This is a genomic window from Methanobrevibacter filiformis (assembly GCF_001639265.1).
GTDB lineage: Archaea > Methanobacteriota > Methanobacteria > Methanobacteriales > Methanobacteriaceae > Methanacia > Methanacia filiformis.
In genome coordinates this window covers 1-14,456 of record NZ_LWMT01000257.1, presented here as the reverse complement: position 1 = coordinate 14,456, position 14,456 = coordinate 1, and the positions used below count along the sequence as shown (strand labels likewise).

The 14,456-nt window shown below is 28.0% G+C and carries 6 protein-coding genes; 5 read left to right on the top strand and 1 reads right to left on the bottom strand.

What is annotated here, in order from left to right:
- On the top strand, nt 1-346 hold a 346-nt coding region (locus MBFIL_RS10880; protein ID WP_211261742.1), incomplete at its 5' end, for a hypothetical protein.
- Nucleotides 347-385: 39 nt separating this feature from the next.
- On the opposite strand, the gene MBFIL_RS07925 is transcribed toward MBFIL_RS10880, so the two are convergent.
- Nucleotides 386-1,408 carry a hypothetical protein gene (locus MBFIL_RS07925; protein WP_066973320.1) on the bottom strand — a complete coding sequence of 341 codons (1,023 nt, stop codon included), beginning with the start codon at nt 1,406-1,408 and terminating at the stop codon, nt 386-388.
- Between the two features lie 602 nt (nt 1,409-2,010).
- On the opposite strand from MBFIL_RS07925, the gene MBFIL_RS07920 reads away from it, so the two are divergent.
- The 4 genes from MBFIL_RS07920 to MBFIL_RS07905 all read left to right on the top strand — a co-directional run bounded on the left by MBFIL_RS07920 (nt 2,011) and on the right by MBFIL_RS07905 (nt 14,372).
- Nucleotides 2,011-9,465 carry a beta strand repeat-containing protein gene (locus tag MBFIL_RS07920; RefSeq protein WP_066973318.1) on the top strand — a complete coding sequence of 2,485 codons (7,455 nt, stop codon included), beginning with the start codon at nt 2,011-2,013 and terminating at the stop codon, nt 9,463-9,465.
- 1,471 nt (nt 9,466-10,936) lie between these two features.
- Entirely contained in the window at nt 10,937-13,147 is a 2,211-nt protein-coding gene (locus MBFIL_RS07915) for a transglutaminase domain-containing protein (protein WP_066973316.1), read from the top strand.
- 1 nt (nt 13,148) lies between these two features.
- Nucleotides 13,149-13,649, top strand: a complete 501-nt coding sequence (locus tag MBFIL_RS07910) for a hypothetical protein (protein ID WP_066973315.1) — start codon at nt 13,149-13,151, stop codon at nt 13,647-13,649.
- A gap of 21 nt (nt 13,650-13,670) precedes the next feature.
- On the top strand, nt 13,671-14,372 hold the full coding sequence (locus tag MBFIL_RS07905; protein ID WP_066973312.1) for a right-handed parallel beta-helix repeat-containing protein: 702 nt from the start codon (nt 13,671-13,673) through the stop codon (nt 14,370-14,372).
- Nucleotides 14,373-14,456: the final 84 nt, after the last annotated feature.

Genomic DNA, 14,456 nt, shown 5'->3' with positions numbered 1-14,456 from the left:
TGATGAAAAAAATGTTATAAAAAAGTATTCTGGAAGAATTATAAGTATTTTTAATGCTGATGAAAAAGGAGACTTTATTTATAGGATTAATAGATTTTTTAAAGTGTGGAATGAATGTCCTGGCTTTTTAAAGGATTTTTATAATAAAAAAATTGTTAGAGATATGCACAAATTAACTGCTCATCTATTTGATTCAAATATTCCAAAAACTAATAATCAAATTGAGAGTAAATTCAGTGGAGCACAACAAAAAGAAGATAAAAAACGCTTTAAAACCAAAAGTGGAGCTATGTCTTATTTGAAACCAATAATTGAAAGACAGAACGATGAATTAAAATGGACCTAAATGTTATGATAAATCATTATTTTAGTAATAATCAATTTTTCAGGAGGCAACTTTTTGACACAAACCTGTTTTTTGTAATTTCTTTGGAATGTTTTCTTTTTGTTTTTTTAGGATTTCTAGTCTTAATTTAGCTTCTTCATATGTAGTGGAGTCTAGTATTTTGAATATTTGTTTTTTGTAATGTCTGTAGTTTTCTTTTTCTTTTTCTGTGTATTTTTCGCTTTTTAAGATAGGTGATATTAATTTATTTATGTTTCTTTTGTAATGGGCATGACATAGTTGATGTTCAACATCTAATTGATCCATTATGGACCTATACGATTTTTTGCCATCTGTTGTGATTGCTATTAATGGTTGATTGAATGTATGCGTTTCAATGAATTTTCTCACTGTCTCCTTCTTACAATCCTCGTATATCTCATCTGCAGCAATAATCTTGTTTTTATCATCGATTAATGTTAGTCTGTAGTCCCAACCATGACAATTTCCCACATATTCTTCATCATATTGATAGTAGCCAGATAATATTGTTTCTTTTTTTGGAATGTTTCTTATTTTATCAGCACAATTTGAAATGTAATTTTTAATAGTGTTATAAACTGGTTTGGCATTAGTAAATTTATGAATGATTTTACTAAGGTTTTCACGTGAAATTAACGCTAATGATGAAGTAAACCCTGGAAATTCTCTAATTTCATTAATATAATTGCTATATTTTGGAAGTAGAAATTCAGACTCTGTTTGATAGTATTTCCCACAATTCTTGCAATGATATTTTTGACCATATATGTTAATATTATCATCTTTGTTAACTTTTTTATGAGTTGTTCCATTATCAACAACATTTTTACTGGAACAATCACGACATTCGTCACCCTTATTGTCTATAATAAATTCTAACTGTTTTTCAAAATACTCTTGCAAACCTAAAATAGTGAAAATTCCCATTTCTTCTTTAAGTAGAATTCTACTGTTTTTCATTTGAATTTTCAAATCATCCAAAGATTTATATACATCGTCACACAAATTCACAGACTGGGCAGGTTTATTTTTAGTAGTCATAACTTTAAATCTGCCCTTTAAATTATATAAAACTATTTTTAACCATTAACTAAAAAAATCTGATTCTTACAATAATAACTATTCATCAGTTCAATTTTTCAAATCCATGAAATTTCAGGGGAGAAAATCCATCACAATTGGGATTAAAATAACCATAATAGTTACTTTATTGATTAATTCAATGAACTGGAGATCTTAGCTTGCCGTACTGTAAAATTTTGACACATTCTTCTCCTCAGTAACTTCTCAAACCTAATTGTTGGTCAGCGTCGTTTTCATTGTTATATTATATGTTCGGTATAATAATAACATTTATATATTAATAGAACTAATATATATAATAATTAATAATATTTAATTTATATAATCCATATTTGATTATAAGAACAAATTCTATTCTGTATCCAATATTGTCATATAATGGGATATACTTTAATCATTCTTCTTAGATTAACAGGATTTTGTAAATTAAATGGATAATTCAGTTACACATTACATATATAGGGAAGGATTAGTATGAAATTAGGAATTAAGGAAAATAATATTATAAAATTAGATATTCGTTCTATAAAAAACATTAATATATATATATATATGCAATATTGTCAATAATAGCTATTTTATTTGTCACTATTTCACCTGCTAGTGCTGTAGATGTTACCATTGATACTACAAATAATACTGGTATTAATGGAGCTGTAGCTCTAACTACTGCTACTGGCACTAATCATACAATAACACTTAATCCAGGAACATATAATAAAACTACTGATATTAAAAATAACATTACAACAAGTAGAAATCTCACAATACAGGGTAATGGGGCAAGAAACTTAATAATAATAGATGCGAGAAAACTTGGCAACATCTTTAATATCACAGGCACAAGGAGTAATATAACATTTAAAAACTTAACATTTATAAATAGTAATAATAGTGCTATCTACAGTTCTAACTCTACGATAACAATAATAAATTGTAATTTCACAAATAATAGTGCTCGTTCTGGTGGTGCTATTTTTAATATTGGGGGTAGTTTTAGTGTGAGTGATTCTAGTTTCATTGGTAATAATGCTAGCCTTTATGGTGGTGCTATTTATAATGGTGGTAATTTTAGTGTGAGTGATTCTAGTTTTACTGGTAATAATGCTCTTAGTGGTAGTGGTGGTGCTATTGATAATAGTGGTAATTTTAGTGTGAGTGATTCTAGTTTCATTGGTAATAATGCTAGTGTTGGTGGTGCTATTTATGATGGTGGTAGTTTTAGTGTGAGTGATTCTAGTTTCATTGGTAATAATGCTAGTAGTTATGGTGGTGCTATTCGTACTGATGGTGGTAATTGGAGTGTGAGTAATTCTAGTTTCATTGGTAATAATGCTACTTATGGTGGTGCTATTTTTAGTAATGGTGGTAATTGGAGTGTGAGTGATTCTAGTTTTATTGATAATAATGTTAGGGTTGTTGGTGTTGGTATGGGTGTTGCTGTTGGTGGTGCTATTTCTAATAATCGTGGTAATTGGAGTGTGAGTAATTCTAGTTTCATTGGTAATAATGCCAGTTCTGGTGGTGCTATTTCTAATAATCGTGGTAATTGGAGTGTGAGTAATTCTAGTTTCATTGGTAACAATGCTACTAATACTAGTGCTACTCATGGTGGTGCTATTTATAATAAGGGTAATTTTAGTGTGAGTGATTCTAGTTTCATTGATAATAATGTTGGGGTTGTTGGTATGGGTGTTGCTGTTGGTGGTGCTATTTCTAATATTGGTGGTAATTTAAGTGTGAGTAATTCTAGTTTTATTGGTAATAATGCTAGTTCTGGTGGTGCTATTTCTAATGATGGTGGTAATTCAACTATAAGGGAATCAAATTTTATTAACAATTCAGGATCTATTGGAGGAGCAATATATGTTATTATGGGTAATAATGTTTCAATAATTAGTTCTAACTTTGTAAATAATACTGCTACCTATGGTGGGGCAATAGCTACTAACAACACAAACCTTACACTGGAATATAATCGTATATATAACAATACTAATCAAGACCAATTGTATCTTTTCAATTCAACTGTTAATGCAAATTATAATTGGTGGGGCAATAATACAAATCCACTTACTTATTCTGTTAAAATTAATGGGACTGGAACAACAGTTAATTTAACAAATTATTTTGTGGTTAATATTACATTAATTGATATAGATGTAGAAAATAGTCTTCTTATATTTAATTATACAATGAATCTTAATACAACTAATGGATCTGATAATGCTCTTCCTGAGTTTAATGGAACAATAGATCGTAATGGTGGATTTGGAGAATTTATATTTTCTGCTAATTTATCTGCTAATTTATCAGTACCATTTAATCCATATATAAATACTACTGCAACAGCTAGAATAGATAATTTCACAAAAACATTCAACATAAATGCTTCTAAACCTCATGATGTATATGTTAATGCAACAGGAGGACTAGACACTAACACTGGTGTAAACTGGACCAGTGCACTTCAATCCATAGAAAGAGCATTAGAAATAGTACAAAACAACGGAACAATACACATAGCAGGAAATAACTACAACAACAGTAATGGTATTGTCAGAAACAACACAAATTTAACTATAACTAAAAACATAACTCTTCTTGGTTATACAGTATTAAGTGGAGAAGTAATAATAGATGCAGAAAGAAAAAGTAGACATTTTCAAATATTATCTGCTGCCTATGGTGTCACAATAATTAACATAACTTTTATAAATGGAAGAACTACAGGTGATGGAGGATCAATTCACAGTTTTGGAAGCTTAAATGTATACAATTCCAAATTTATAAATAATTCTGCCGATACTACTGGTAGTGGTGGTGCTATTTATAGTAATGGAAGTGTTAATTTTAGTGTGATTAATTCTAGTTTCATTGGTAATACTGCTAGTAGTGGTGGTGCTATAATTACTCAGGGAAATGAGTCCATTATATTAAATTCATCTTTCACAAATAATCATGCTGGTAGTGGTGGCGCTATTTATAGTAATGGAAGTGTTAATTTTAGTGTGATTAATTCTAGTTTCACTGGTAATAATGCGAGTAGTGGTGGTGCTATAATTACTCAGGGAAATGAGTCCATTATATTAAATTCATCTTTCACAAATAATCATGCGGGTAGTGGTGGTGCTATTTATAGTATTGGAAGTGTTAATTTTAGTGTGATTAATTCTAGTTTCATTGGTAATACTGCTAGTGGTAGTGGTGGTGCTATTCTTAATTTTGCTTATAATTTTAGTGTGATTAATTCTAGTTTCATTGGTAATACTGCTAGTCGTAATGGTGGTGCTATTTATAATGATGCTCTTAATGAGTATCAGGGTTTTAATTGTAGTGTGATTAATTCTAGTTTCATTGGTAATACTGCTAGTTTTAGTGGTGGTGCCATTGAGAACTGGGGTGGTAATAATTTTAGTGTGAATAATTGTAACTTCACTGGTAATAATGCTAGTATGTACGGTGGTGCTATTTTTAATGGTGGTACTAATTTTACTGTGAGTAATTCTACTTTTGTAGGTAATAATGTTAATGAGGGTGGGGCTATTTTTAATGGTGGTGTTAATTGTAGTGTGAGTAATTCTAGTTTCACTGGTAATAATGCTACAACTGGTGGTGCTATTTATAACTTGGGTAATGTTAATATTGGTATTAACTGTAGTGTGAATAATTCTACATTTTCGAATAATGGTCATATAGCTATTTATACATCAAATAACCAAACTTTCATGAATAATAATGTGTTTAAGGATAATGATGGTGTTTTAGGAATTGGGTTTAATGATTCGACTATTGATTTAAATAGCTATTTGCTAGATAATACTATAATTAATAATGGTATTGTTTTGATTGTTGATGGTTCTAGGAATAATATTTCTAATGGTTCAATTATTGGAAATAATAATACAAGAGGAATTTTTGTAAATGGACAAAATAACACATTCTCTAACATCACAATAGCTAAGTTAAAAATTGGTATAACTTTCAATTCATCTAATCATAACAATGTTTTCACTAATGGAACATTAGAAGGAAATGAAGTGGGAGCTATAATGGGTGGTTTTAATGACACTATAATAAGCTCAACAATTGTAAACAATACCGTTGTAGGAGTAAATATCTCAGGAGATAGTAACAAAGTAAATTACAACAGAATCTATCAAAATACTTTAGGTATGAACAATTCAGTGACTAGCACTAATGCAAATTTCAACTGGTGGGGATTAAATAACATTATCGGACAATACGTTGATAATGGTATTGATTTTAACTTAACTTACTGGTATGTCCTCGAATTATCATTGAATGATACATTTTACACAGTTACAAATGATACAAGAAATTACAGTAAAAACCAAAATGCTAACTTAAGCTATAATTTATCACTTAATATTCCAGTAACCAATACTCCAAACTTACTTCCTTATTTCGAAGTAACCATACTAATTAAAAACAGTACAGATATTGTTAACAATTTAACTGGAGATATTAGAAATACTAGTCTAAGCGAATCTGTAGCAATAAATGATCCTAATACTGAGTATTCAATTAATGCATTATCTGATAATGAAAACCTTATTTTAACCATTGTGGCTGAAACTATTAACTATACAGTTAATGTAAGTGTTTTAAAAGTTGCAAATGTAAGTGGAAATGTTCACGTTGGAGACAATGTAACCTACACCATAACTGTAACTAATCATGGAACCTTAAATAATGCAACAGGAGTCTTTGTAGAGGATATAATTAATTACAACAAAGTACAATATATTAACTCAAACACAAGTAAAGGAACATACAACTATGGTACTGGAATATGGGATATTGGAACATTAGAAGCAGGAGAAACAGTAACATTAACTGTAAATGTAACTATAACTGGAACTGGAATTTTAAATAACACTGCATTAGTTGCAGCAGATGAAAATAACACAAATAACAACACTACAAGCACAGTAATACTAAATATAACTGATGTGGACATATCAATAGTTAAAATAGTGAGTACAACAGGAACCGTGAGAATTGGAGATAATATAACTTATATAATTAATGTAACAAATAATGGAGAAAGCACTGGAACAGGAATTTATGTAACTGATATCTTAGATAGTAATAAAGTGAAATTTATAAATGCAATTGCGTCTATTGGAACATACAATAATACAACAGGAAATTGGACAATTGGCAACCTACTTCCAGGACAATCTGTAATACTAACAATCAATGTAACAATAATAGGAAACAACTCAGTAACCAACACTGCAAATGTAACCACTGACCAAAGAAATATTAACAACCAAAATGAAAGCACAATAACAACTAACATATCTGATGATGTAAATATAACTATTATTAAAATATCTAACAGCACAGGAACAGCAAACATCGGAGATACAATAAAATACACAATTACAATCACAAACAATGGACTAACTAATGCAACAGGCGTATTTGTAACTGATAAATTGAATAATTCAATGTTAAGCTTTGTAAGTAGCAATGGATCTTACAATAATAACACAGGAATATGGACCATTGGTAATTTAAATACTGGTGAAACTGCTACACTTAGTATAATTGCTACTATTATTGGCAATGGGACACTTATTAATATTGCAAATGTGTCTGCGGATCAGAATAATACTAGCACTGGTAATGGAACTGGTAATGCTACTGTTAATGTAACTAATTATGTTAATGTGAGTGTTGTTAAAGTATCTAACACTATTGGTACTGTGAATATTGGAGATAATATTACTTACACTATTACTGTCACTAATTACGGTTCTAGTAATGCTACAGGTGTATTGGTAACTGATAAGTTGGATAACACTATGTTAAGCTTTGTAAGTAGTAGTGCTAGTCATGGAAATCATGATAATAACACAGGTATATGGACTATTGGTGGTCTTGGTGCTGGTGAAACTGCTATTTTGAATATAACTGTCACTGTTATTGGCAAGGGAACAATTGTTAATATTGCGAACGTGACTATGGATCAAAATAATACTGACACTAGTAATGGAACAGGTAATACTACTGTTAATGTAACTAATTATGTTAATGTGAGTGTTATTAAAGTATCTAACACTACTGGCACTGTGAATATTGGAGATAATATTACTTACACTATTACTGTCACTAATCATGGTACAGCTAATGCTACAGGTGTATTTGTCACTGATAAATTGAATAATACTATGTTAATATTTGTAAATAGTAGTACTAATCGTGGAAGTTATAATAGTAATACTGGCATTTGGACTATTGGTAATTTAAATGCTGGTGAAACTGTTACACTTAGTATAATTGCTACTATTATTGGCAATGGGACACTTATTAATATTGCAAATGTGAGTGTGGATCAGAATAATACTGGAACTGGTAATGGAACTGGTAATGCTACTGTTAATGTAACTAATTATGTTAATGTGAGTGTTGTTAAAGTATCTAACACTACTGGTACTGTGAATATTGGGGATAATATTACTTACATTATTACTGTCACTAATTATGGTACAGCTAATGCTACAGGTGTATTTGTAACTGATAAGTTGAATAATACTATGTTGAGCTTTGTAGGTAGTAGTGCTAATCGTGGAAGTTATAATGGTAATACTGGTATTTGGACTATTGGTGATCTTGGTGCTGGTGAAACTGTTACACTTAATATAATTACCACAATTATTAGCAATGGAACACTTCTTAACATTGCGAATTTGACTGTAGATCAGAATAATACTGGCACTGGTAATGGAACTGGTAATGCTACTGTTAATGTAACTAATTATGTTAATATGAGTGTTATTAAAGTATCTAACACTACTGGTAATGTAAATATTGGAGATAATATTACTTATACTATTACTGTGACTAATTATGGTTCTGGTAATGCTACTGGTGTATTTGTAACTGATAAGTTGAATAGTGCTATGTTGAGTTTTGTAGGTAGTAGTGCTGATCGTGGAAGTTATGATAGTAGTACTGGTATTTGGACTATTGGTGGTCTTGGTGCTGGTGAAACTGTTGTCTTGAATATAACTGCTACTATTATTGGTAGAGGAACATTAACTAATATTGCAAATCTTATTGTTGATCAGAATAATACAGATAATGGTAATGGTACTGCTAATTCAACAATTAATGTTAAATATGACACTAATCTTAGTGCTTCAATACCTGATGCTAAGGTAGGAGATACTGTTAATATTACTTTGAATTTAACTGATTCTGATGGTAATCCTGTAAATACTGTTGCTAATATCACTGTTGATGGTGTGGTTTATCCTGATGTTGAATTTATTGATGGAATAGCTAAGGTTCCTTACAATGTTACTTGGGTTAAAAATAATATTACTGTTAAGTTTGAGGGTAATAATAAGTACAATCCTTCTAATGATACTGTTGGTGTTAATTTCACTAAAAAAGATGTTAATATTCATATTCATGTTCCTGATACTAAAATTGGACATAATGCTACATCAACCATCACTGTTACAGATGTTGATGGTAAACCAGTTTTTAATGCTTCAATTAAAGTGATATTAAATGATAAAGTTATCGGAACATTCATTACAGATAAAAATGGTCAAATCCATCCAATAATATCTATTAGTCGAGATAACATTCTTAAAGCGGAATTTAGCGGAAATAATGAATATAATTTTGCTGAAAAAATAATTAAATTTAAAGGTAATTCTTCTACTAATAATACTAATAATACTAATAGTACCAATAATACTAATAGTACCAATAATACTAATAATACTAATGGTACTAATAACAATAATATGTCTAATAATAATTCTCATAAATTTGCAGGTTCTAATGTAAGTATGAAGAAAACAGGTGTTTCTTTAATGGTTATTACAGTATTAATGTTGGTATTAAGTCTCTTTGGATTAATCTCACTTAATAAATCAAGGAATAATGCTAGTTCCAAAAATAATAGTAATAGTAATAGTAATAGTAATAATAGTAATAATAGTAATAATATTATTAATAAGAATTAAGTTAGTTCCAAACAAAATATTCACATAATTAACTTTTAAAATTAAATGATATACTTTTTCATTTTTTTTTTAATTAATTGTTTTTGATAGCTATTTTTTAATTAATCCTTATTATTTATTACTTATAGCTATTTCTTTATTTTTTATTCTCTTTATTTAACCAAATAAAGAATTCTATTTTTTAACAATCGCAGCGTTCATTATTGGATTTAAAAATTTTTTTCTCAGGAGGCTTTTAGATAATAATTGAATATGTAAATAGTATTAATTGACATAAATAATAAAACATTAAAAAGTGAATTGACAAGGGCAAAATTTTGACACACCCATTAATTAGCTCATTTTAAATTAATATAAAATTAATATAAAATTAAATAATATTATTTCGGCTGATTAAAGTTAAATTAATTTAAATTATCTCTATTTTAAGCTGATTTAGAATTAACAGCTTGTTAAATAGTGAAATATTTTGGATATCTAAATTTTAAATTAATATTTAATGATTTGAGTTTATGTATGCTCATAGTAACTTATAAATTAATTATTTTGCATGATTTTCATGTTTTTATTGGGTTTTAAAGATTATTATATATTTTAGTACCTCATGAGCCTATTTTTAGAATATTGGTTATCAATATATTTAATCTATTTGCAAATTAAATGCATATACTTTGAGTGTTATTAAATACCTTAAAGAATATCTATATATTTTGCTATTTTTTCTGATTTTTTTGGATTATATTCAAAATTTTATTTTTATAATTTTATTTAAAATATTTTTATTACATGATAATTGTTGCATTAATTCAAAGATATTTTTAACAAAGATACTAATTTCAATTAATTTCAATTAATTTTTTATAATTAATAATAATGTTAGTTTTTATGACTTTGTATCATTTTTGTTATTCTGGATTGTAGTTTATGTTTTTCTATTTTATCCAATATTTTCCATTTTTTATCAATTATTGAGCTTTAATTATTTTAAAAATTGTTCATAATACTACATGTTTTTTTTTTAAATGAATTTTACTATTTTTTCCCTTTTTTAAGAGTTAATTTCAGGTTTAAATAAAAAGATTTAAATATGATTTTATTAAATTTAATAGCAATTAATGCCAACATAACAAAGGAAATATTATATGTATATTATAGTATCTAATTCAAATTTGTTGTATGGCATTATTGGAGGATGATATTGAGATGTGTACAATTTCATGGGAATTTGTGGGAGATTAATAAGTAAAATAAGGAGAATAATCTTTTTAAAAATATTAAAATATATTATTTTTTTATTAAAATGTAATACAAATAACTAATAAAAAATATTTTCATATTAATAAAAGCATTCCTTATATTTAAAATGGTTTATTTTTGGAAATAGCTTTTGATCAAACTTTTTTTAAAAGTTTGTTTCATATTTGTAAAAGCATTCCTTATACCTAAAATAGTTTATTTTTGGAAATAGCTTTTGATCAAACTTTTTTTAAAAGTTTGTTTCAGAAATAATAAAGGAGATAGTGGAACTGGGATATTTTTAGCTAGAAATGCTGATAATTCGATTATTCGCAATTCTCAATTTATTGGAAATGCAGGGGTTCGTAAAGGTGAGGATGGATTCACTGAGGGTGGAGCTTTAGACTCTCATGGATCTAATACTCTAGTAAAAAATTGTACTTTTCGAGATAATAGTGCTGTAAGAGGAGGAGCATTATGTTTTAACAATGGTACAGGGAATGTAGTGATAGATTCGACTTTCATAAATAATAATGCTCCTGATGGAGGAGCCATTAGATTAATTAGCACTGAAACATCTCTACAAAATAATACATTTAGAAATAACTATGTAAATAATAATGGTGGAGCAATAATAGTCTCTAGTTCAAAAATAAATATGAAGAAAAACATTTTTATTAATAATAAAGCTACAAAAGGTCAAGGTGGTGCAATACACATAATTAGTGGTACTTTTAATATATCAAATTCAAAATTCCATAATAATACTGCTAAAATAGGAGGATCGATTTACACAAACATTGTATTGAGTGCAATTAATACAATATTTAAAAATAATAAGGCTTCTGGAAATGGTGGAGCAATATACTCAACGAAAAACCTAAATATTAATGGTGGAAGTGTAACAAGTAATACTGCAATCTATGGTAGTGGAATATATGTTAAAGGAGCCTTGAAAATAAGTAAAACATCTTTTAGTGGAAATCTTGGAAAGATTTTCAGTGTTTACATTTCTCTATCAAAAAATAAGATTAATGCTGGAAATAAACTCACTGTTAAATCTTCTGTAAAAAGTGGAGATAATGCATTAGGCGCAATATATTCTAAAGGAGTAGTGACTAAAAATGGAACAAATATCAAGTTATCTAATAAGCCACCAGGCAAAAAAATAATTTTAAGGTTTAATGGCAAAAATTATAGTCGTGAAACAGACAAGACAGGAATAGCTAAATTTAAATTAGATACTAAAAAATTGAAAGGTAATTATAAAGCTACAAGTACTTTTGTAACAAAACCTAAAACCCTGAAAGCATATAAAACTGTGAAAATTCTTAATGTTGCTAAGAGTAATAAGAAGCCAAAAAACACAACTCATACCAATTCTAATAAAAAAACAAGTAATAATAGACCTATCACTGCTATTGGTCAGTCAAATAAAGTTACTTCACTTGATAAAGTACATGCCAATATGTATATTAAGCCAGACACATATAAAATTACTCATAAAAAGATAAGTTATTGGAATTATAAAAGTGCAATTGTTGTGAATTTTGAATATTACAAAATCGATGAAAGAGGATGGTATATAGGGGATTGGAATGATAAAAAACAAAGAGTAACCTCTTGGAAATCAATTAAACCTGGAAAAGCAAGTGGAATCAATTGGTATTTATTAAATCCTAATGGTGAAAAATGGACAGTAGGTAACATAACTACAAAGTTTAAAAATAATACATATAATGTTACTTTATTTTATATGAGTGTTACCAAATCAAAATCTATCTCAGGGCTATATAAACCTTATATAAATTACACTTATCAGTGTAAATTAGAAAATAGTACTAAAACAATCTCTGTTTTAAAATTAGCCTCATACGATGTTTATTTCACTGATTCTTCTTTTTCTAAGGCTAGAATCAACGAACTTGTAAACAAAAAGGATGGACGTGTCCAAGTAAATAACTCTAGAATTAAAAATGTAATATTGAATATTTTTACAGGTAAAAATGGTTATGGATCTGGAATATCTGGAGAATTAACTCCTGATAAAAAAATTAGAAAAATATTCAATTGGATGAACAATAAAGTGAAGTATAAAGGGTATGAGTGTAGCCATTTGACAGCAACCAAAGTTTTGAGTAGAATGTATAATCCAAAACTTAAAGAACATGCAAATTGTGCTGATCAATCTATTTTGTTAGTTACATTGTTACGTACTGCTGGAATTCCTGCAGAATTTGAAAACTGGTTTGGTTGTAGGTTTGGTAGATCTATTTCTGGGCATGTTTGGGTCCAAGCATATTGGTCAAACACAAAGAAATATAAGCTTGATACAACTAGTTCTAGGAATGGGGTTAATGATATTAACAATTGGAGAGGCGGTAGAAAAGATTATAGTGTTAAAAGCAACATAATAAAATTATATCTAAACGAATGGAGGGCTTAATTTGAAATATAAATTAATTTTAATAGTTATTATAATTTTAGCTATTTGTGGAGTTTTTTTAGCATATTCTCAAAATATTGATAACAGTAGTGAAATCGAAAGTATTAATCAAAATATTAGTTCAAATACTGTGGATGATTTAGTTAATAATTCTTCATCTACAAATAGTTCTATTGATGCTGAAAATTCAACAGCTGTTAAAGATTCTACTGTCGCAACTGATTTAGGGACAAAAACAAAGATTAGAAATGAGTCTAAAAATAATGAGTCTACTACCAAAACTCCATTTAAAATTCCTAAAGGAACTAAATTATCATATGCTGAGGCACAAAAACTAGCTAATGAGGATTTAGCATACAAAAATACCTATGCGAAAGTAGTGGATTGTTCTAAGATTGGTGGTGAATATTATTGGAACTTTCTTATTTATGATAAAAAAACAGGAAAAGTCCTTGATGGTGCTGTAATTGAGGATAGAACTGGGAATTGTTATAAGATGTAATTTTAATAGTGAGATGAAAATATGAATAAGATTAGTAATAAATTAATTGTTATCTTAGCTTTCTTCTTATTAATATCATTTTCATTATCAAGTGTAAGTGCTACTACTTGCTTTGTTAATGAAACTATGGATAGTGAGGAGATTAATAATTGGATTGATAATATGGTAGATATCACATCTTTACATTTTAAAAATACTGGTAGTGGTGTTTATAATGGAATAGTGCTGAATATTATAAAGGCTATTAATGTAACATGTGATGCTAATGTTTCACTTGTTGCTACTGATGAAGATGATGGTTATGCTTTTTCTGTTAGTGCAAATAGTGTTAATATAACTGGGTTTAAAATATCTGGATATATTAATGGAATTATTGCAGATGGTATAAATAATTTTCAGATAATAAGTAATACTTTAATTGATAATGAGTTTGGTGTTAGTATAAGTGATTCAAATAATGTTAAAATAGATAATAATACTATCACTGGAAGTGGAAGTAATGGAGTTAGTATAGATTCTTCAAATAATCTTAATCTAACGAGTAATGCTATAAATAATGGTGAAAGTAATGGTATTTCTATTTCAGATTCTGGAAATGTGAATATTGCAAAAAACACAATATTTGACAATGAAGATAATGCAATAGCTATAGATTCTTCAAATAATACTAATGTTGATAATATAGTACGATACCTATTTTTTGACAATATTTATATAGTATAAAATATATAATATTGGTATATGAGTAAAGATTCTAAAGAAGTAGTGGTGCGTCATATTAGTTCTACTGAGCTTAATGATTTGATT

Bases quoted from the DNA above. Each gene is read 5' to 3' on its own strand.
- MBFIL_RS07925 (WP_066973320.1), bottom strand. From the start codon at position 1,408: ATGACTACTAAAAATAAACCTGCCCAGTCTGTGAATTTGTGTGACGAT.
- MBFIL_RS07905 (WP_066973312.1), top strand. From the start codon at position 13,671: ATGAATAAGATTAGTAATAAATTAATTGTTATCTTAGCTTTCTTCTTA.